General features: G+C 60.0%; 17 protein-coding genes. 16 read left to right on the forward strand and 1 reads right to left on the reverse strand.

Annotation, left to right across the window (positions count from 1 at the left end):
* Window positions 1-88: 88 nt before the first annotated feature.
* Window positions 89-445: a hypothetical protein gene (locus H8699_RS10955; RefSeq protein WP_249285725.1), complete on the reverse strand. Its 357-nt coding sequence runs from the start codon at window positions 443-445 to the stop codon at window positions 89-91.
* Window positions 446-588: 143 nt separating this feature from the next.
* Between H8699_RS10955 and H8699_RS10960 the strand changes: the two genes are divergently transcribed.
* The 16 genes from H8699_RS10960 to H8699_RS11035 all read left to right on the forward strand — a co-directional run bounded on the left by H8699_RS10960 (window position 589) and on the right by H8699_RS11035 (window position 20,592).
* The gene (locus H8699_RS10960) at window positions 589-1,410 is read left to right on the forward strand and encodes an alpha/beta hydrolase (RefSeq protein WP_249285726.1); all 822 of its coding nucleotides are present in this window, start codon (window positions 589-591) and stop codon (window positions 1,408-1,410) included.
* Window positions 1,411-1,645: 235 nt separating this feature from the next.
* Window positions 1,646-3,103 (forward strand): sodium:solute symporter family transporter, encoded by a 1,458-nt coding sequence (locus tag H8699_RS10965; RefSeq protein WP_249285727.1) that lies wholly within the window; start codon window positions 1,646-1,648, stop codon window positions 3,101-3,103.
* Window positions 3,104-3,293: 190 nt separating this feature from the next.
* Window positions 3,294-4,631 carry an MATE family efflux transporter gene (locus H8699_RS10970; RefSeq protein WP_249285728.1) on the forward strand — a complete coding sequence of 446 codons (1,338 nt, stop codon included), beginning with the start codon at window positions 3,294-3,296 and terminating at the stop codon, window positions 4,629-4,631.
* A 137-nt stretch (window positions 4,632-4,768) separates the two neighbouring features.
* A complete protein-coding gene (locus H8699_RS10975; protein ID WP_249285799.1) occupies window positions 4,769-5,008 on the forward strand; it encodes an LPXTG cell wall anchor domain-containing protein in 240 nt (79 codons plus the stop codon).
* A 248-nt stretch (window positions 5,009-5,256) separates the two neighbouring features.
* Window positions 5,257-7,668, forward strand: coding sequence for an HD family phosphohydrolase (locus tag H8699_RS10980; RefSeq protein WP_249285729.1), 2,412 nt, complete (start codon window positions 5,257-5,259; stop codon window positions 7,666-7,668).
* 2 nt (window positions 7,669-7,670) lie between these two features.
* A complete protein-coding gene (ybeY, locus tag H8699_RS10985; RefSeq protein ID WP_249285730.1) occupies window positions 7,671-8,183 on the forward strand; it encodes an rRNA maturation RNase YbeY in 513 nt (170 codons plus the stop codon).
* Between the two features lie 3 nt (window positions 8,184-8,186).
* Window positions 8,187-8,906 (forward strand): diacylglycerol kinase, encoded by a 720-nt coding sequence (locus tag H8699_RS10990; protein WP_249285731.1) that lies wholly within the window; start codon window positions 8,187-8,189, stop codon window positions 8,904-8,906.
* 22 nt (window positions 8,907-8,928) lie between these two features.
* Window positions 8,929-9,357: a cytidine deaminase gene (locus tag H8699_RS10995; RefSeq protein ID WP_330605234.1), complete on the forward strand. Its 429-nt coding sequence runs from the start codon at window positions 8,929-8,931 to the stop codon at window positions 9,355-9,357.
* Window positions 9,358-9,362: 5 nt separating this feature from the next.
* Window positions 9,363-10,259 (forward strand): GTPase Era, encoded by an 897-nt coding sequence (gene era, locus H8699_RS11000; protein ID WP_249285732.1) that lies wholly within the window; start codon window positions 9,363-9,365, stop codon window positions 10,257-10,259.
* A gap of 11 nt (window positions 10,260-10,270) precedes the next feature.
* Window positions 10,271-11,083, forward strand: a complete 813-nt coding sequence (gene recO, locus H8699_RS11005) for a DNA repair protein RecO (RefSeq protein WP_249285733.1) — start codon at window positions 10,271-10,273, stop codon at window positions 11,081-11,083.
* A 137-nt stretch (window positions 11,084-11,220) separates the two neighbouring features.
* A complete protein-coding gene (gene ppdK / locus H8699_RS11010; protein ID WP_249285734.1) occupies window positions 11,221-13,845 on the forward strand; it encodes a pyruvate, phosphate dikinase in 2,625 nt (874 codons plus the stop codon).
* A gap of 268 nt (window positions 13,846-14,113) precedes the next feature.
* Window positions 14,114-15,088, forward strand: a complete 975-nt coding sequence (locus H8699_RS11015) for a glycosyltransferase family 2 protein (RefSeq protein ID WP_249285735.1) — start codon at window positions 14,114-14,116, stop codon at window positions 15,086-15,088.
* Between the two features lie 3 nt (window positions 15,089-15,091).
* Window positions 15,092-15,523 (forward strand): GtrA family protein, encoded by a 432-nt coding sequence (locus H8699_RS11020; RefSeq protein ID WP_249285736.1) that lies wholly within the window; start codon window positions 15,092-15,094, stop codon window positions 15,521-15,523.
* Between the two features lie 315 nt (window positions 15,524-15,838).
* Complete coding sequence (locus H8699_RS11025) at window positions 15,839-16,684, forward strand: PHP domain-containing protein (RefSeq protein ID WP_249285737.1); 846 nt, start codon at window positions 15,839-15,841, stop codon at window positions 16,682-16,684.
* Window positions 16,685-16,723: 39 nt separating this feature from the next.
* Window positions 16,724-18,256, forward strand: a complete 1,533-nt coding sequence (locus H8699_RS11030; RefSeq protein ID WP_249285738.1) for a VanW family protein — start codon at window positions 16,724-16,726, stop codon at window positions 18,254-18,256.
* 44 nt (window positions 18,257-18,300) lie between these two features.
* The gene (locus H8699_RS11035; protein ID WP_249285739.1) at window positions 18,301-20,592 is read left to right on the forward strand and encodes a bifunctional diguanylate cyclase/phosphodiesterase; all 2,292 of its coding nucleotides are present in this window, start codon (window positions 18,301-18,303) and stop codon (window positions 20,590-20,592) included.
* Window position 20,593 lies beyond the last annotated feature (1 nt).

The raw sequence follows: 20,593 nt of genomic DNA on the forward strand, positions 1-20,593 counted from the left end.
ATGCTGTCTAAGTTTTGAGGACAGCATACCATGTTTACAGGGTGTAATCAAGGGCGGATGATGCTGTTTTGCCGCCAGGGGCAGGGGCTTACAGCCCCATCTTCTCCCGCAGCACTTGGCCCACCAGTTCCATCAGTTCCTCCCGGGAGAGCGTAAGCTCCCCGAAGGACTGGGCCAGCGCCTCGGTAACGGCTTTAAGGGTCTCGGGGTCCTGCAGGTCGGGCAGGTTATCGTCCAGACGCGCGGCGATCTCGGCGGCGATCTGGCCCTTGAGGTCACTGACGCCATCGCTTAGCAGCTGCTCGATCTGGGGCCTGAAGTGCTCGGCCGCCGCGGCCACCCCGCGCTCCACCCCTTTGCCCACCACCATGGGCGTAAGCGCCAGGGCGCTGACCAGTGCGGCGGTAATGGCGATCAGGCAGATCTTTTTGGTCTTATCTTCCATAAAAGGTTCCCTCCTTATCAGCCTTGGGGGGCTGTCCCTTTATTGTACGGCGGGCCCGTCCCCTTTATGCCGGGCCGCTTTACAAAAGGGGATGACAGTGTGTATACTGTCCTTAATATGATAGCTTAAAGGGGGAGTTTTTTATGGCGCTGATCAAGGCCAACTTTATCTCTTATATCCTGCGGCGCGAGGTGCATGTGGATGTGATCCTTCCCTCGCCCACCATTCCCGAGAGCTTGGGGATGGGCGGAAAGGCCAGCCACAGCCGCCCTGCGCCGCTGCCGGTGCTCTACCTGCTGCACGGCATGGGCAATAACGAGACCAACTGGGTGCGCTATACCAATGTGGAGCGTTACGCCGAGGAGCGGCAGATCGCCGTGGTGATGCCCGCGGGCGAGAATCAGGAGTACCGCAACCAGCCCGGCCCCGGGGGCAACCGCCAGTTTGACTTTATCGCCTACGAGCTGCCCGAGTTCGTGCAGGCCAACTTCCCGGTCTCCGACAGGCGGGAAGATACCTATATCGCGGGGCTTTCCATGGGCTCGATGGGCTCGCTGCTGCACTCTTTCTGCCATCCGGAGCGGTTCCGGGCGGTGGGTTCCTTCTCCGGGCCGCTGATGCAGATCCCCAAATCCATGAACGAGGGCGGCGGCCTGCCGGATTACGCCGCCATGAGCCCGCAGGAGGTGCGCGCCCAGTTCAGCCCGGATGTTGCGCGCATCGAGCAGGCGGCTGGCGAGGGCGGCCCGCTGCCGGATTATTACGTGGCCTGCGGCAAAAAGGACTTTTTGTTCCCCGCCGCGGTGGCCTTTGCAGACCATCTCAAGTCCCTGGGGCTCAAGGTGACGGTGGATTTTGAAAAGGACTATGGGCACGAGTGGTATTGCTGGGATGAGAACATCGCCGAGTTTATGGACTGGCTGCCCCGGACGGACGCGTACGCCGGCTCCAAGCGCCAGATTTAGCCTGTGCGCTAGGCTGAGGTTTTTAGGCGCGCAAAACAAAAATAGCGGCAGTAAAAAAGCCCTCCTTTATGGGAGGGCTTTTGCTGATCTGCGCCCCCTGGACAGAAATCTGCTTTACATTTGGGCGATAATTCCCTATAATAAATCCCGTAGCGCGGCTGCATGTGCGTGGCCGCAGTAGTATTTTGTAGCTTTGGGGTGTTTTTTGTACAAGTAGAATGGAAGGATGGTTTAGTTGAAGTACGCATTTCTCGTGCTGTACATTGTACTGCTAGTCGTAGTTTCTTTTGTCGCATCTAAAAAGGTGAAAAATTTAGATGATTTCCATCTGGGCGGCCGCTCCATCGGCCCCTGGCTCTCGGCGTTTGCCTATGGCACGGCGTATTTCAGCGCGGTGATCTTTATCGGCTACGCGGGCAAGCTGGGGTGGAACTTTGGCCTGGCGGCCACCTGGATCGGCATCGGCAACGCCTTTATCGGCAGTTACCTAGCCTGGCGCATCCTGGGGCCCAGCACCCGGCGCATGACCCAGCGGCTGAACGTGGGCACCATGCCCGAGCTTTTTGCCGCCCGGTACGGCTCCAAAGGGCTTAAGATCGTCACCGCCGCGGTGATCTTTATCTTTTTAACGCCTTACAGCGCCTCGGTCTATCAGGGGCTGGCCTACCTGTTTGAAGGGGCTTTCAACATCCCCTTTGAGTATTGCATGATCGGCATGGCGGTGCTGACTGCGGTCTACCTGCTGGCGGGCGGGTACTTTGCCACGGTGCTGACCGATCTTGTGCAGGGCATCTTCATGATCCTGGGCGTGGTAGCTATGATTTTCTGCCTGTTAAACAGCTTTGGCGGCGGGGCCGAGGCCCTGAGCAAGCTGGCCGCCATCGCGCCGCAAAACGTCACCGTGCTGGGGCCGGATCCGCTCAATCTCTTCTGGTTGTTTATGCTGACCAGCCTGGGGGTATGGGGCCTGCCGCAGATGGTACATAAGTTCTACGCCATCCGCTCGGATAAAGCCATCAAGACCGGGGCCATCGTTTCTACGGCCTTTGCGGTTATCGTGGGCTGCGCGGCCTACTTTGCCGGCGCCTTTGGACGGGTGGCCTTCGCCGAGGTGCCCATCGACCCGGCGACCATGGCCGCCAATTACGATATGATCATGCCCCAGATGCTGATGAATACCATGCCCGAGCTGGTGCTGGGGCTGATCGTGGTGCTGGTGCTCTCGGCCTCCATGTCCACGCTCAGCTCGCTGGTGCTGGCCTCGGCCTCCACCATCAGCATCGACTTGATTCGCGGGGTGTTCTTCCCTAAGATGAGCGATAAGCAGACCAAGCGCGTGATGCAGGTGTTCTGCCTGCTGTTCATCGCCATATCGGTGGTGATCGCCCTGGGCAAGAACAACGCCATCGTCAACATGATGGCCTTTAGCTGGGGCACGGTGGCCGGCTGCTGCCTGGGGCCCTACGTCTTTGGCGTGCTGTGGAAGGGCGCGACCCGGGCGGGCGCCTGGGCGGGCGTGATCGCCGGGGTGGGCGTATCGCTGGCGCTGGCCTTTATCCTGGGGCCGGGGCAGGCGCCCTTTAGCGGGTGCATGGCCATGTTCGCCTCGCTTTTGGCGGTGCCGGTGGTCAGCCTGTTCACCAAAAAGACGGCAGCGCAGGAGCTGGCAGCGGCCTTTGGGACGGGCGAGTAGCCAGAAAAACAGAGCAGACAAAGCCTTTAAGGCTAAAGGGCGGGGAAGGTTCCCCGCCCTTTTTGCGTGGTTTACAAATGGGACGGGTTTTGGGTATCATAAAAGGGATGGCGCCCCGCGGCCCCGGGCAACTTAACGGGGAAGGGCTCCAGAGAGCATTGGAGATACAGGAGATGCAAAGCAAGCGCATATGAAAGAGAGCATGACTTCCGGGCGGCCGGCCCGCTCGCTGCTGTTATTTGCCCTGCCCATCGTGCTGGGCAATATCTTCCAGCAGTTTTACAATATCATCGATTCCATGGTGGTGGGCAACTTTGTGGGGGAGCAGGCGCTGGCCGCGGTGGGCGCATCCTATGCGGTCACGCAGCTGTTTATCGCCATCGCCACCGGGGCGGGCATCGGCTGCTCGGTCATCATCTCCCAGCTGTACGGCGCCGGGCAGATGGAGCGGATGAAAAGCGCGGTCTCCACAGCGCTGCTGGCCACGGGCGCCCTCAGCCTGGGGCTGACGGGGATAGGTTTTTTATCGAGCGGCGCACTGCTGGAGCTGATGCGCACGCCCGGAGACATCTACGGCCAGGCGCAGACCTACCTGAACATCTATTTTCTGGGCGCGGTGTTTCTCTTTTTTTACAACATCCTCACCTCGGTTTTCAACGCGCTGGGGGAGAGCCGCATCCCGCTTCTATTTTTGCTGGTAAGCTCCCTTGTCAATATCGCGCTGGATCTGTGGTTCGTCGCGGGGTTGGGCTGGGGCGTGGCCGGGGCGGCCTGGGCCACGCTGATCGCCCAGGGCGTCAGCTGCCTGCTCTCGTTTTGGGTGCTGCGCCGCAGGCTGGCGGCGCTCCCGGCAAAGCAGCCTTACCCCCGCTTTTCCAAGGCGCTGCTGGGCAAGATGTGCCGCGTGGCGGTGCCCTCCACGGTGCAGCAAAGCGTGGTCTCGGTGGGCATGTTTTTGGTGCAGGCGGTGGTCAACGGCTTTGGCTCCTCGGTGATCGCCGGGTATACTGCCGCCATCAAGATCGATTCGATCTGCATCCTACCCATGGTATCCATGGGCAACGCGGTATCCACCTTTACGGCGCAGAATATCGGCGCGGGCCAGATGGAACGGGTGCGCGCGGGGCTGCGGATCAGCATGGGCGTGATCGCGGCCATCAGCCTGCCGGTCACGCTGGCGCTCTATCTGTTTGGCGATGCCCTGGTGGGCCTGTTTTTGGACGCGCAAAGCGGCGGCGCGGCGATCGCGGCGGGGGTGGAGTACCTGCGGGTGGTCTCGGTCTTCTACATTGCGATGGGCGCCATGAAGGTGGCCGCAAGCGTGCTGCGCGGCGCGGGGGATATCTTTTACTTTATGCTGGCCACCATGGCCAACCTGGGCGTGCGGGTGGCGCTGGCCTATGCCTTAAGCCCGGTTTTGGGCGCTTCGGCGGTGTGGTGGGCCATCCCCGCGGGCTGGGCCGTGGGCTTTGCCATCGCCTTTTTGCGCTACCGCACCGGGCGCTGGCGGGAGCGGCGGCTGATCTAAATGGCGGCAAATGTAAAATTAAGGTAAGATTAAGATTTTAAACGCGCCGCCGGGCCGGAAATGTGGTAAAATAGGGGCAAGGCTTAGGGCTGGCTAACCCCAGTCCCTAAAGGATGGAGGAGATACCTTTGGGTAAGATGTGCAAGCTCCTGGGCGGTGTATCGGCAGCGGCGGGCGTGGCCGCTCTCACTTCTCCGGCTTATGCAGCCGGGCTGGACGCGGTGCTGATGCCTCAGACCGGGGACACGCACGATAACCTGGGTTTGATCCTCGCCTGCGCCGGGGCGGCGGTGGTGATCGCGGCGGTGTTGATCGTGCTGGCCGTGCGCCGCAAAAAGGAAGCGGCGGCGTCAGATTCCAAGGAGGAGACCCAATAGGCCGTTTGAACCGTAAAATTGCCGGGCAGGGGGAGACCCCTGCCTTTTTCGCGCCCTTTTGCCAAGGCCCGGGCGGCCTGCAATTTGTGGTTTTCAGCTTGCACTATACACCGGGCGGCAAAATGGGGTATAATTAAATTGGACTTTTTTACCGCGCGCCCCGTGGCTTTTGCACCAGCGCGCAGCAGGCGCGTCCGTCCCCGGGCATATGTGAACTTTGTGCGGACGGACAGCAGGAGGGAATGCAGATGAAAAGTGCGGAAAAACGCAAAAAAATACCGCCGAAAAACAGCGGGAGAAAGGGCGCCCAGGGCCGCTCGGTTCGGCGGGTGCGCCAGCCGCTGATGCGGCTGATCATCTACTGCGTGCTGGTGGTGATGGTCACGGCGATCCTGTCCATGGCCATGACGCCCAAGCGGTATGACCTCAAGCAGGGCTCCATCGCCCGGGAGACCATTTACGCCACCAAGGACGTGGAGGACAAGCTGGGGTATGACCGGGCCGTAGAGGCCGCGCGCAAACAGGTCAACGAAAAGTACACCAAGGACGAGGCCGCCACCGACGAGGCCCTGCAAAAGGTGGACAGCTTTTTTACCGCCTTTGAGGCGGCGCGCACCAAGGCCGAAAATGAGCGCTTGGCCGTGCAGGCCGCCTATGAGGAGGAGCACGGCAGCAAGCTGCAGGTGCCCGCGGGGGAGAATTTCCCCTACCCGGATGAATTTATCGCCGAGCTGAAAAGCGATGATACGATCCGGCTGCTCAGTACCGAGCAGCTTTATACGGTGCTCTCGGCCAGCGCCAGCGACCTGACCCGGCTGCAGACCCTGCTGGAGGTCAACATGCGCGGCGCTTTGGACAGCGGCATCCAGGAGGATCAGCTGGCCAAGGAGCGCGAGGAGCTGCGCACGGCCTTAGAGCAGGAGGACAACCGCTTCTCCGAGGACCTGATGGCCCTTGGCAACCTGATCATCAACCAATCCCTGCGGGCGAACATGATCTATGACGAGGAGGGCACCCAGCTGGCGCGGGAGCAGGCCGCCCAGGCGGTGGAGGCCCAGGTCTGGCGCAAGGGGGATGTGATCGTCAGCGAGGGCGACGTGGTGACGGACGTGCAGATCGCGGCGCTGAGCTCCCTGGGCGTGCTGGCCGACCAAAAGATGGACCTGTGGCTGTACGCGGGCATCGCGCTGCTGGTCATCATCATGGTGCTGCTGATGATGCAGTACCTGCGCGCCTTTGAAACCAAGGTGCTGACCAGTATCCCCAAGCTGATAATGACCGGGCTGACGCTGGTCTTTACGCTGCTGATCAGCCTGTTGATCAGTACCATCAACCCGCGCCTGGCGCCGATATCCACCTGCGCGCTGCTGCTTACGCTGCTGGTGGGCCCGCGCATGGCGCTGGTCATCAACTTTTTCGCCTCCATCATGGCGGCGATGATGCTCTCGGGCGGCAATGGGCTGATGACCATTACCACCTTAGGCATCCTGATCTCGGCCATGCTCAGCGGTATGGCCGGGGTATTCATCCTGCGCCGCAACATCCGTGAGCGCAGCGGGCTGATCATTGCGGGCCTGGGCGCCGGGGTGATCAACGCCCTGGTGATCATCGCCCTGGGGCTGATTACCACCAGCAACCTAAAAGAGGTGCTGATCGGCGGGCTGTGGGGCCTGGGCAGCGGGGTATTAAGCGCCGTGCTCTGCCTGGGTACCCTGCCGGTGTGGGAAACGGTGTTTGACGTGGTGACGCCCACCAAGCTTTTGGAGCTGGCCAACCCCAACCACCCGCTGCTGCGGCGGCTGTTGCTGGAGGCGGCGGGCACCTATCACCACTCCATCATCGTGGGCAACCTGGCAGAGCGCGCGGCGGACGCCGTTGGGGCGGATATGATGCTGACCCGCACGGGCGCGTTTTTCCACGATATCGGCAAGCTCTCGGCCCCTTATTTCTTTAAGGAGAACCAGGTGGGTTCGGTCAACCCCCACGATGGGCTGGCCCCCGAGGTATCGGCCAGCATCCTGACCGCGCACACCCGCGACGGGTTGGCGCTGGCCCAACAATTTAAACTGCCCAAGGCCATCGGGGATATTATTTTGCAGCACCACGGCACCACGCTGACCGGTTACTTCTACGCCACGGCCTGCAAGGCCGCGGCCGACCCGGCGCTGGTGGATGAGCGAGATTTCCGCTACTCCGGCCCCAAGCCCCAGACCCGGGAGGCCGGCATCATCATGCTGGCCGATACCGTGGAGGCGGCGGTGCGCTCGCTGGAGAAGCCCACCCAGGGCCAGGTGGAGGAGATGATCCGCCGCCTGGTGCGCGAAAAGCTGATGGACGGGCAGCTGGACGAGTGCGACCTGACCCTGCGGGACTTAGATACCATCTGCGAGGTGTTCGTGCGGGCCTTAAAGGGCATCTATCACGAGCGGGTGGCCTATCCTAAGGTGGAAAAGAAGGGTGAAAAGCCCGGGGTCGCGCCCGCCAAGGCGGAGATTCAGCCGCCGCGCGCTGCCCCGCTCTCGGGGCAGCAAACGGCCCCTGAGCGGGAACCGGCGCCCCGCAAAGAACCCCTCCAGACGCCGCAGGCCGAGGCGGCGGCGGAGCCGGCCCAGGAAGATGCCGGCGGCAAACAGGACGAACAGACGAAAGGGGATGCTTGAAAATGACGGTAGATTTGGAAAACCGGGTGGCGCAGATGCCCTTTGGGCAGGAGGCCGAGGCGCTGGTGCGCCGCGCCGTAGCGCGTACGCTGCAGCTCCAGGGGGAGACCGACCGCGTACAGGTGAGCATCCTGCTGCTGGATGACGAGGGCGTGCGCGCCTTAAACCGCGAGTACCGCGGGATCGACCGGGCCACCGACGTGCTGAGCTTCCCGCTTTTGGAGTACGACGGACTGGAGGCGGACGACGAGGGACTGGACCCGGAGGAACTGCAGGAGAGCACCGACCCGGAGACCGGGGAGATCATGCTGGGGGACATCGCCATCTCTTTGGAGCGGGCCAAGGTCCAGGCCGAGGATTTCGGCCATTCCCTTTCCCGGGAGGTGGCCTATCTGACGGTGCACGCCATGCTGCACCTTTTGGGGTACGACCATGTGAACCTGGAGGACCGGGCCCTGATGCGCCAGCGCGAAGAGGTCATTTTGACCGATCTGGGGCTGACCCGGGAGGCGTAGGGCATGGGTGGCCTGAAAAAGCAGTTTAGAAATTTTAATTATGCTATCGCGGGCCTGGTATACTGCGTGCGCACCCAGCGCTCCATGCGCATCCACTTTATCCTGGCCATCATGGCGGTGATTGCGGGCATCGTGCTGCGCATCAGCCGGGTGCAGATGGTGCTGCTGATGCTGACCATCGCCCTTGTGGTGTTCGCCGAGATGATCAACACCGCCATCGAAGGGGTGGTGGATATGGTCACCAAGGAGTACCACCCCTTAGCGGAAATGGTCAAGGACGTGGCGGCCGGGGCGGTGCTGGTCACCGCCGTGGTGGCCATCGGGGTGGGCTACCTGATCTTTTTCGAGCGGATCACCAACATCGCGCTGGTGGGCATCACCACGGTGCGCAACCTGCCGGTACACGTGACCTATGCCAGCCTGGCTGTGGTGGTGCTGGTGGTGATCGCGGTCAAATCCCTGGGGATCAACCGGCGGGGCACGTTTTTAAGCGGAGGGTTCCCCAGCGGCCACAGCGCGCTGGCCTTTTCGCTTTTTACCGCGATGACCGTAGTAGCGGGCGACCCGCTGGTGGCCACGCTGGGGCTGCTGCTGGCGCTGCTGGTGGCCCAGAGCCGCATCGAAAGCCACACCCATTCGCCCTTTGAGGTGATCGCCGGCGGGGTGATCGGCGTACTGGTCACGATATTGCTGATGCAGCTGGCCACGGTGGCGCTGGTGTAGCGCAAGGCCCGGAAAGGAAAATATGATGACAGCAGAGCGGATCGAAACACTCAAGGCGCGGGCCCTGCAGGCTATGCAGGGGGCATACGCGCCTTATTCCCACTTCCGCGTGGGCGCGGCAGTACTCGCGGCAGACGGCGCGATTTATACCGGCTGCAATATTGAAAACAGCGCCTACAGCGCCACCTGCTGCGCGGAGCGGGTGGCGGTATTCTCCGCCGTGGCGGCGGGGGCCAGGCAGATAACGGCCGTGGCCATCGTATCGGACAGCCAGGGGGCTACCTACCCCTGCGGGGTGTGCCGCCAGGTGCTCAGCGAGTTTGCCGCGGACGGAGAGATGCAGGTCTATTGCGGCAGCGCGGGCGGGCAATGGCTGGAGACCACTCTGTCGCGCTTGCTGCCCCACGCCTTTAAGGCGGCGGATATGCCAGGACATGAGGAAAAGGAGTAAGTGATTTGGAGAAACAATACCGTTCCGGCTTCGTAGCGATCCTGGGCCGGCCCAATGTGGGCAAGTCCACGCTGCTCAACGCTTTGGTGGGGGAGAAGATCGCCATCGTATCCCACAAGCCCCAGACCACCCGCAACACCATCCAGGGGGTGCTCACCGGGGAGGGCTTTCAAATCGTATTTTTGGATACCCCGGGCATCCATCAGCCCAAAAACAAGCTGGGAGAGTACATGGTCAAGACCGCCTGGCGCTCGCTGGACGAGGTGGAGGCTATCCTGATGCTGGTGGACGCGGCCGCCGGCATCGGCGAGGGGGATCGGGCGCTGTTCCAGTCCCTGCAAAACCGCAAGGCCCCCCTGATTTTGGCCGTCAATAAGATGGACGCGGCCAACGAGGATACGGCCAGGGCGCAGGTGGCGCACCTGCTCACCCTGGGCAGCGCCGACGAGGTGGTCTACATCTCGGCCCGCCGCCGCAAAGGACTAAATGAGCTGGAAGCGGCGCTGCAAAAGCGCCTGCCCGAGGGGCCGCAGTACTTCCCGGAGGATATGATCACCGATCAGCCCGAGCAGCGGCTGATCTGCGAGATGATAAGGGAAAAGATGCTGATCCTGCTGCAAGAGGAGGTGCCCCACGGCATTGGCGTTGAGCTGATGGCCCTGCGCGAGCGCCAGGGCCAGGCGCTGATCGATATCGAGGCCACCATCTTTTGCGAACGCAGCAGCCACAAGGGCATCATCATCGGCAAGCAGGGCAGCATGCTGCGCAAGATCGGGCAGCAGGCCCGCTACGATATCGAAAAGCTGCTGGGCTGCCAGGTGAATCTGCAGCTCTGGGTCAAGGTGCGGGAAAACTGGCGCAATTCTCCCCTGGCCCTTAAAGAGCTGGGCTATCAGGATTGAGGTGAAAAGCCGTGCCGCCTACCCTTAAGACCCTGGGCCTTACGGTACGCTATGCCAATTATAAGGATTATGACCGGATGCTCAGCGTGCTCACCCCCACCGAGGGGCGGATCGACGCCATCGCCCGGGGCTGCCGCAGGCCCAAAAGCCGGCTGTCCGCCGCGGCGCAGCCCTTTGCCATGGGGGAGTTTACCTTCAGCCTGCGGGGGCAGCGCCATGCGCTGAACCAGTTTGAACTGCAGGAGAGCTACTATCCCCTGCGGGAGGACCTGGGCCGCTTGAGCTATGCCAGCTATGTTACCGCCATGGCGGCGGAAGCCATCCAACCCCGCCAGCGGGCGGTGGATGAGTTTGCCCTGACGCTGCACGCCCTGGCCTTTCTGGCCTATTCGCAGATGCCGCCACAGGATGTGGCCATCATCTATACCATCCAGCTGATGGCCATGCTGGGCTACCGGATTGAAACGGGGCGGTGTGTGGCCTGCGGCCGGCGGGTGCAGGAGGGGGAGGCCGTGGGGTTTGATCCCCGGGCGGGCGGCGTGCTGTGCGCGGCTTGCACTGTGCGCGCCCCGCAGGCGCTGGCGGTGGACAAGGGTACCCTTAAAATGATGGGGTATATCGAGTCCATCGACCCGTCGCGCATGAACGTGCTGCGCTTAAGCGCCCGGGCGCGCGAGCAGCTGGGGGCGATCCTGCGGGGCTTTGCCGCCCACCGGATGGACGGGGCCCGGCGGCTGGGCCGCTTTATCGAAAAGATCGAGCAGGTGGAGGACAGCTTGCAAACCTTTATGAATAATGAAAGAAATACCCCGCAGGGCGGCTAAAATGGTTGCATTTAGCGGGCAATTGTATTAAAATATTAACGACTTGTCCGGCGGCTGTCGGAAAATCGGGCTTTTTTGCCTAACAAACCGGGCTTGCCCGGTTTTGCATATGGAAAATTTTGAGGAGGAATTGGTGAATGTCTAACAAGTACGTATACCTGTTCTCGGAAGGGAACGCCGAGATGCGAAACCTGTTGGGCGGCAAAGGCGCCAACCTGGCCGAGATGACCGGTCTGGGCCTGCCTGTGCCCCAGGGCTTTACGGTAACGACGGAAGCGTGCACGCGCTATTATGAGGACGGCAAAGTCATTGCCGACGAGATCGTAGACCAGATCTATGAGGCTCTGGCCAAGACGGAAGAGATCAACGGCAAAAAGTTTGGGGATCTGGAGAACCCCTTCCTGGTATCGGTCCGTTCCGGCGCCCGCGTGTCCATGCCTGGTATGATGGATACCATCCTGAACCTGGGCCTGAACGATGTGGCCGTTAAGGGTCTGGCTAAGCTGACCCAGAACGAGCGCTTCGCTTATGACAGCTATCGCCGTTTCATCCAGATGTTCTCCGACGTCGTGATGGAGATCGACAAGCGCAAGTTTGAAGATATCCTGGACGAGGTGAAGACCTCTGTGGGCGCCAAGGTGGATACCGACCTGAGCGCGGATGACCTGAAGGTGGTCGTGGAGAAGTACAAGGCCCTGTACCTCAAGGAGATGGGCGTGGAGTTCCCGCAGGATCCCAAGGTTCAGCTGCTCGAGTCCGTTAAGGCCGTGTTCCGCTCCTGGGACAACCCCCGCGCCAACGTATATCGCCGCATGAACGACATCCCGGGCGACTGGGGCACCGCCGTTAACGTGCAGGCCATGGTATTTGGTAACATGGGTGACGATTCCGGTACGGGCGTTGCCTTTACCCGTAACCCCGCCACCGGCGAGAACAAGCTGTATGGCGAGTACCTGTTCAACGCCCAGGGCGAGGACGTGGTTGCCGGTATCCGTACCCCCAACCCCATCGCCGACCTGCATAAGACCATGCCGGCCGTGTACGACCAGTTTGCCGAGATCGCCAACACCCTGGAGAAGCACTACCGCGACATGCAGGATATGGAGTTCACCATCGAGCGCGGCAAGCTCTACATGCTCCAGACCCGTAACGGCAAGCGTACCGCCGCCGCGGCGCTGAAGATCGCCGTGGACCTGGTGAACGAGGGCATGCTCACCAAGGAAGAGGCCGTGATGAAGGTCGAGCCCAAGCAGCTGGATAGCCTGCTGCACCCGCAGTTCAACGCTGACGCGCTGAAGAAAGCGGAAGTTATCGCCCGCGGCCTGCCCGCCTCCCCCGGCGCTGCCTGCGGTAAAGTTTACTTCACCGCGGAAGAGGCTGTGGAAGCGGCCAAGGACGGCAGCAAGGTCGTTCTGGTTCGTCTGGAGACCAGCCCGGAGGATATCGAGGGCATGTATGCTTCTCAGGGTATCCTGACCGCCCGCGGCGGCATGACCAGCCACGCGGCCGTTGTGGCCCGCGGCATGGGCACCTGCTGTGTTGCCGGCTGCGGCGACATCCGCATCAACGAAGAAGCCAAGACCTTTGAGGCCGCTGGCAAGACCTATAAAGAGGGCGACTACATCTCCATCGACGGCAGCACCGGTAATGTTTACGGCGAGGCCGTGGAGACCATCGACGCCGCTGTGACGGGCGACTTCGCCACCCTGATGGGCTGGGCGGACGACATCCGTACCCTGAATGTGCGCACCAATGCCGACACGCCGCGCGACGCCCGCCAGGCCGTCAAGTTCGGCGCCGAGGGCATCGGCCTGTGCCGTACCGAGCATATGTTCTTCGATGAGGACCGCATCCCCGCCATGCGCGAGATGATCGTGGCCAAGACCGAGGAGCAGCGCCGCGCGGCACTGAACAAGCTGCTGCCCATGCAGAAGGCTGACTTTAAGGGCATTTACGAGGCCATGGAGGGCCGCCCGGTGACCATCCGGTTCCTGGATCCCCCGCTGCACGAGTTCCTGCCCCACAACGATGAGGACATCGCGGCGCTGGCCAAGGAAATGGGCCTGACCTTTGATGAGCTCAAGGGCACCGTTGAGAGCCTGCATGAGTTTAACCCCATGCTGGGCCACCGCGGCTGCCGCCTGTCCGTCACCTATCCCGAGATCGCTGAGATGCAGACCCGCGCGGTCATCGAGGCGGCCATCGAGGTGAAGGCGGAGAAGGGCTATGACATCCTGCCCGAGATCATGATCCCGCTGGTAGGCGAGGTCAAGGAGCTCAAGTACGTCAAGGCCGTCGTGGTGGAGACCGCCCAGAAGGTCATGGACGAAAAGGGCGTGAAGATCGACTACAAGGTGGGTACCATGATCGAGATCCCGCGCGCGGCGCTGACCGCTGACGAGATCGCCACCGAGGCGGAGTTCTTCTCCTTCGGTACCAACGACCTGACCCAGATGACCTTCGGCTTCAGCCGTGACGACGCCGGCAACTTCCTGGATGATTACTATGCCAAGAAGATCTTCGAGAGCGATCCCTTCGCCCGTGTGGACCAGGTTGGCGTTGGCAAGCTGATGAAGATGGCCGTTGAGCTGGGCCGCACCACCCGTCCGGGGATGAAGATGGGCATCTGCGGTGAGCACGGCGGCGACCCGAGCACGGTGGTGTTCTGCCACAACATCGGGCTGAACTACGTGTCCTGCTCGCCCTTCCGCGTGCCGATCGCGCGCCTGGCTGCTGCGCAGGCCGTGGTCATGGGCAAATAAGCCTGCACACAAAACCAAACAGCATTGATAAAAGCGCTGCGGATTTTCCGCAGCGCTTTTTCTATCCGCCCGCATATGAATGCGCTTTGCAGGCACTTCTGGTTGAGGGCCGGATTTGAACAGCCGGCCAAACGGGGCCGCTGTTTGGCAACGGTTACGCTTCGCCGCTGTAAGGGGAGTTGAAGAGCTTGTCTATTAGTTTTGATGATGCTATAATAAAAAACAACATTCAACCAAAATGTATATCATTTCAAAAAGGTGGATTCTAATGAACAATATCCTTTACATCGTGATCCCCTGCTATAATGAAGAAGAAGTATTGCCGGAAACGGCTAAACGTCTGAAAGTCAAAATGAATAGCCTGATCGAAAAGCGCAAGATCTCGCCTGAGAGCCGCGTGGTAATGGTGAACGACGGCTCAAAGGACAAGACCTGGCCGATCATCAGCGCCCTGCACGAAGAGGATCTGCTCTTTAGCGGCATCAATTTAAGCCGCAACCGCGGCCATCAAAACGCGCTGCTGGCGGGCCTTATGACCGTAAAGGACCTAGCCGATGCGGTGATCTCCATGGATGCGGACCTGCAGGACGATATTAACGCCATCGACGAGATGGTGGACAAGTTCCTGGACGGGTGCGACATCGTGTATGGTGTGCGCTCCAAACGGACTACGGACAGCTTTTTCAAGCGTTTTACTGCCGAGAGTTTTTACCGGCTGATGAACGCGATGGGGGCCAATACGGTCTTTAACCATGCGGATTACCGCCTGATGAGCAAGCGCGCCCTGGAGGGGTTGGCTCAGTTTAAGGAGGTCAACCTGTTCTTGCGCGGTATCGTCCCCATGATCGGCTACCGCACGGATACCGTGACCTATGAGCGCAGCGAGCGCTTTGCCGGAGAAAGCAAGTATCCCCTTAAAAAGATGGTCGCCTTTGCCATGGAGGGCATCACCTCGCTGAGCGTCAAGCCCATCCGGCTGATCACGGGGCTGGGGTTTGTGGTCTTTATGGTCAGTATCATCATGCTGATCTATATCTTCGTGCGCTTTTGCATGGGCGCCACCGTGGCGGGCTGGGCCAGCGTGGCCGTATCGGTCTGGGCCATCGGGGGGCTGATGCTGCTGTCCATCGGCGTGGTGGGCGAGTATATCGGCAAGATCTACCTGGAATCCAAGGCGCGGCCGCGCTTTATTATCGAGCAATTTTTAAATGAGAGCCACGAAAAGGGCGGAGAGGAAAAGTAGGCGATGGCTAAAATATTTGATATGAAGCTGATCAAGTTTATCCTCGTAGGCGTGGCCAATACCCTGCTGAGCGCGGCGATCATGTTTTTGCTCTACAATCTGGCGCACTTTGGGTACTGGGGGTCGTCTGCCATCTCCTATGTGTTGGGCAGTATTTTAAGCTTTGTGCTCAACAAGACCTATACCTTTAAAAATAAGGATTCCATCTGGAAAACGGCGCTTAAATTTGCCCTGAATGTAGCGATATGCTATGTGATCGCCTATAGCCTGGCCCAGCCGGTGGTGACGACATTGCTGCGCAATACGGGGTGGGAGACCAGCGTAGTCGAGCAGATATCCATGCTCGTTGGCATGTGCCTGTTTACTGCGCTCAACTATATTGGCCAGCGATTTTTTGCCTTTAAAGAAAAGGGAGATGACAAAAAGGCAGCATAATGCTGGAAGCAGTTGGCCTTACCGGGAGCGCAGCTGTTCAATACTTGCGTAAGAGTTTTAAGATCGAGAAGGATTAAAACGTGCTGTATGGCTGAAAATAGGGGAGCGCCCGAGTCACTCGGGCGCTTCAGCTGTTTTAGCGGTGTTCATAACCTGGGTGTACGGACCAAAATGTTAACAGTTTTTTAGCGAAAGGTTAACGTTGTTTAATATCTGTAAAAAAAGGTGAAGGATGGTTTGACGCCAGGGCTTGACATGCTATAATGAAATACATGGCTGAATTTGTCATACCCTATGAGTAAAGGCGGTAGTATATTGACAGAGCAACTCCCTATTTTCGACCTGCACACCCACTCCACCGCGTCCGATGGAGCCTGCACGCCAGGCCAGGTGGTGCAGCAGGCGGCATGCCAGGGCGTAACTACCCTTGCCCTGACCGATCACGATACCGTATCCGGCGTGGCGGAGGCTATGAGCGCCGGGGAGAAGTTGGGGGTACGGGTGATACCGGGAGTGGAGCTGAGCGTGGAGCGCGCCTTTACCCTGCACATGCTGGGGTATTTTGTGGATACGCAAAAGGGTCCCCTGGTCGACCTGTTAAGCAGGATGCAGGCTCTGCGGCTGGAGCGCACGGCGCGCATGGTCGAGAAACTGCAAAAGCTGGGGATGGATATCACCTACGATGGGGTGCGCAAGTTTGCCTCGGGAGAGGTGATCGCCCGGCCGCACGTGGCCCGGGCGCTGATGGAAAAAGGCTATGTAGATAGCGTCAAGGAGGCGTTTGAAAAGTATATCGGCTTGGGCGGGCCCGCTTACGTGCCGAAAAGCAGCATGGACGCGCGGGAAGCCATTGGTGTGATCCGCGCCTCGGGCGGGGCTGCGGTGCTGGCGCACCCTCGGCTGATGCACCTGCCGCCGGACCAGACCGAGAGCCTGATCCGGGAGATGGCGCAGGCGGGGATGCGGGGGTTGGAGTGCTATTACCCCAAAAATCCGCCGGAGTTTACCGCATGGTGTGTGGGCTTGTGTGAGAAATACGGCCTGGTGGCTACCGGCGGCAGCGATTTTCACGGAGAGAACCGGCCGGGGCAGCCGGTGGGCACGGCGCAAAAGGGGGGCCGGCATCCGGCCGGTTACCCTGACTGCCTGCTGAATGATTAGCGTACGCGCTGAAAGTATGGGGATTGTGAGAGGTTGTTCATGAATAAATTTCGTTTTTCAAGCACGCGCAAGAAGAGAAAGTACCGGGTGCGTAACGCTAAGGCTTTGATCGCCGCGGGCGTGACGCTGGTGGCGGTCATCGCGGCGGTGATCGTATTAAATATCCAGATCGGCCGCAGTTATGAGAGCCAGGTGCTGCACCGGGGCGTAGTGATCGAGGGCGTGGAGCTGGGCGGCAAAACGCCGCAGGAGGCCCTGGCGCTGGTGCAGGAGCAGGAGAAGGCGCGCTTGGCCGAGATCAACCTGACGCTGACCTTTGAGGAGGAATCCTGGAATTTTGATGCCGAGAGCCTGGGGGTCACCTCGGACGCACAGGCGCTGATCGATCAGGCGTTTAACCAGGCCAAGGAGATGAGCTGGTTTGACCACCTGAAGATGGTGCTGGGCTTTGGGCAGGGCTTTTCAAGCCCGGTCACCTTCAGCTATGACGAGGAGAAGGTGGACGCCATCATCACCCAGGTGGCCGAAAAGGTCAACGTGCCCATGCAAAACGCCAAGATGGAGTTTGACCCCAACAAGAGCGGCTCGGAGATGTTCCATGTAGTCGCCGAGGTGCAGGGCCGCCAGATCGATACCGAGGCGCTGGATACCAACATCCTCTCTGCGCTGATGAGTGACCCTCAGGCGCAGCTGGAGATCCCCACCAAGACCATAGAGCCGACGCTTTTGGCCAGCGACCTGCAAAAAACCACCAAGCTGCGCGGCCGGTTTGTCACCAATTTGGGCAACAGCTCCGCTGCGCGCACCCATAACGTCAAAGAATCCCTCAAGCAGTTTAACGGGATGGTGGTCAACCCCGGGCAGGAGGTTTCCTTTAACGATACCACCGGCCCCCGTACGGCGGAGAACGGCTACCAGGATGCGCCGCTGATCGCCTCGGATAAATCGCTGCAGGATGGGCCGGGGGGCGGCGTATGCCAGTCCTCCACCACGATCTATAACGCCATTTTGAAGGCGGGGCTCAACTCCACCGTGCGCGCGCACCATTCTTTCCCTTCCTCTTACGTGGATAAGGGGTTTGACGCGACGGTAAACTACGGCTATCAGGATTATAAATTTATCAACGATACCGATCTGCCCTTTTATATCAAGACCTACGTCAGCGGCAAGGACGTGGTGGTGGAGATCTACGGCGAGCCGCTGGAAGAAGGGGTGTCCATCTCTCTTGAGAGCGAACTGGTCAACACCACGCCCAAGGAGGAGCCCGAGATCGTGCAGGATACCGAGGGCAAGTATGTGACCTATACCGATGAAAAGAAGGAGGTCGTCCTTTCGCGGGACGGCTATGTGGTCAAAGCCTGGCGCATTTGGAAAAAAGACGGCGAGGAGATCAAGCGCGAGCTGCTGCATACGGATAACTACGAGGCCATCCGCGGCAAGACCTATGTGGGCGTGAAGGAGCGCGGCGCGGACACGCCGGCCACCGCATCGCCCAGCAAGGATGGAAATAACGATAACGGAGATACTAACCCGAACGAAAACGGCGGCAACGGAGAGGGCTCGCAAGAATAATGGCGCTTCACAGGCCGGGTTAAAGGATAGCAGGAGTGAAAGGCATGGGTCTTGGAAAGGGCGGGTCCCAGGCCGCAGGGTTTGGCGGTTTTCGAAGGATCCTTTTTACAAAGTGGCATAAGATACTGCTGCTGTTCGTACTGGTGGCGGCGGTATCCGGGCTGATGATCTGGAACGCGCTGGGACTTGGACAGGCCGTCGACCGGCGCACGGAGGTCTACGTTTCGGATGTGAGCACCCAGCTGGCCGGCGATATCGACTATCGCCTGGGCAAAAATATCCTGGACCTGACGCTGATGGAGGATGGATTGCTGACCAGCCTGGGCGATCCGTCGGAGAACAATAACGAGTTGGAAGCCTATCTTGAAGGGCGCGCGGCGCTTTTAGGCTTTAATAAAATCGTTATCACCCTGAAGGAGGAGCAACCGCTCGGCAGCGCCCTGGTGGACCAGAGCGTTGCCGGCTATCCCGGGGTGCAGGCGGCCCTTGAGGGAGAAAACGGCGTCTCTTTTCTCGACCAGCAAAGCCTGCTGTACTCGGTCCCCCTGCACGATGGGGATGAGATCATCGGCGCGCTGAGCGGCGTGCGGGACAAGGCCAACATGCAGCGGCTGATCCAGCCGTCCAGCTTTTCCGGTAGTGGGCTGACCTGCATCATCAATCATCAAGGCGAGGTCATCATTTCGCCCACCGAGCTGGATGTCTTTATGCAGCTGGAAAGCATTTTTCAAGATGGCGCCGGCGGACAGACCGCGCAGCATATCCACCAAATGGAGGAGAATATGAAAAGCGGCCAAAGCGGCGTGTTTTCCTTCACCGCGGTAGATGGCACGCGGTTGGTCTTATCCTACCAGCCGCTGCACAGCTACAACTGGGTGCTGCTCACGCTGGTCCCGGCGGATATCATTTCCCGCGAGACCGATCAATACATCCATCAGTCCTTTATCATCGTCACGGCGGCGGTACTGGTGCTGGTGGTGCTGGTGGTGCTTCTGCTAAAAAATTACCAGACCCATTACCGCAAGCTGGAGCGGATCGCCTTTGTGGATCCCGTGACCGGGGGGATGAACGGGCCGGCCTTTAGTCTGCGCTGCGGGGAGCTGATCGGGGCTGCACCGCCGGACAGCTATTGTGTAGTAGCGCTAAATATTTCTGACCTTACCCTGATCAACGAGAGCTTTGGCAGTGTTGAGCGGGACAGGACCTTGCGCTATGTGATGCAGGTGCTGCAAGGCGCTGTAACCCAGGATGAGGCTGCGGCCTATGCGGCCAGGGACTACTTTTTCCTCTGCCTGCGGGAAAGCAATCCCGAGAATATCTCGCGCCGCCTGGCGGAGCTGGTTCAGCGCATCAACGCCTTTAACGCAGACCTGCGGGAACCATATTATCTCAGAATTCAGCAGGGCGTCTATATCGTAGAAGAACCCGGGCAGGATACCACCATTATCCGCGACCGGGCGCTGACCGCCTGCCGGAACCATCTGCCCGATAGCCAGGAGGTTTGTGCGTTTTACGACCAGGCGTTAACGCAGATGCTGCAAAGGGAGCATGAATTGAATGTCCTGTTTGAGGCTGCCCTGGCGAATGAGGAGTTCGAGGTCTACCTCCAGCCCAAGGTATCGCTGACGGACGGGCATGTGCACGGGGCCGAAGCGCTGGTGCGCTGGGTACGTTCTAAACAGGGCACGATCTTCCCGTCTGACTTTATCCCGGTATTTGAGCGCAACGGCAAGATATGCCAGCTGGATTTTTACGTGTTTGAGCAGGTCTGTAAGACCCTGCGGCGCTGGCTGGACGAGGGCCGCGCGCCGATGGTAGTATCGGTCAACCTGTCGCGCCAGCATTTTAAAAATCCGGACTTTTTGCAGGCGTATGCGCAGACCGCCCGTCAATATGGGATACCGGAGGGCGTGATCGAGTTTGAACTGACGGAATCCATCTTTTTTGATGACCAGGGCATCGCCCATGTAAAAGAGCAGATCGGGCAGATGCACCGCTTGGGCTTTGGCTGCTCGCTGGACGACTTTGGCGCGGGTTATTCCTCCCTGGGGTTGCTGATGGAGTTCGACGTGGACGTGATCAAACTGGACCGGCGCTTTTTCACCAGCGTGGATAACCCCAAGACCCGTAAAGTGGTGGACGCCATCGTATCCCTGGCGCGGGAGCTGAAGATGGATACCGTGGCCGAGGGCATTGAGACCCAGGAGCAGCTTGAGTTCCTGCGGCAGGTCCACTGCGACAGGGTGCAGGGCTATATCTATTCGCGTCCGCTGCCCATACCGGAATTTGAGGCGTGGCTGGATGGGCGCGGGAAGGATACCGAAACACGGAACTGAT

Source organism: Luoshenia tenuis (assembly GCF_014384745.1).
Classification (GTDB): domain Bacteria; phylum Bacillota; class Clostridia; order Christensenellales.

Coding starts and splice junctions, on each gene's coding strand:
- H8699_RS11015 (WP_249285735.1), top strand. CDS start 14,114: ATGAACAATATCCTTTACATCGTGATCCCCTGCTATAATGAAGAAGAA.
- ppdK (WP_249285734.1), top strand. CDS start 11,221: ATGTCTAACAAGTACGTATACCTGTTCTCGGAAGGGAACGCCGAGATG.
- H8699_RS10980 (WP_249285729.1), top strand. CDS start 5,257: ATGAAAAGTGCGGAAAAACGCAAAAAAATACCGCCGAAAAACAGCGGG.
- H8699_RS10955 (WP_249285725.1), bottom strand. CDS start 445: ATGGAAGATAAGACCAAAAAGATCTGCCTGATCGCCATTACCGCCGCA.
- H8699_RS10995 (WP_330605234.1), top strand. CDS start 8,929: ATGATGACAGCAGAGCGGATCGAAACACTCAAGGCGCGGGCCCTGCAG.
- H8699_RS11030 (WP_249285738.1), top strand. CDS start 16,724: ATGAATAAATTTCGTTTTTCAAGCACGCGCAAGAAGAGAAAGTACCGG.
- H8699_RS10990 (WP_249285731.1), top strand. CDS start 8,187: ATGGGTGGCCTGAAAAAGCAGTTTAGAAATTTTAATTATGCTATCGCG.
- H8699_RS10960 (WP_249285726.1), top strand. CDS start 589: ATGGCGCTGATCAAGGCCAACTTTATCTCTTATATCCTGCGGCGCGAG.
- ybeY (WP_249285730.1), top strand. CDS start 7,671: ATGACGGTAGATTTGGAAAACCGGGTGGCGCAGATGCCCTTTGGGCAG.
- H8699_RS10970 (WP_249285728.1), top strand. CDS start 3,294: ATGAAAGAGAGCATGACTTCCGGGCGGCCGGCCCGCTCGCTGCTGTTA.
- H8699_RS11020 (WP_249285736.1), top strand. CDS start 15,092: ATGGCTAAAATATTTGATATGAAGCTGATCAAGTTTATCCTCGTAGGC.
- H8699_RS10975 (WP_249285799.1), top strand. CDS start 4,769: ATGTGCAAGCTCCTGGGCGGTGTATCGGCAGCGGCGGGCGTGGCCGCT.
- H8699_RS11035 (WP_249285739.1), top strand. CDS start 18,301: ATGGGTCTTGGAAAGGGCGGGTCCCAGGCCGCAGGGTTTGGCGGTTTT.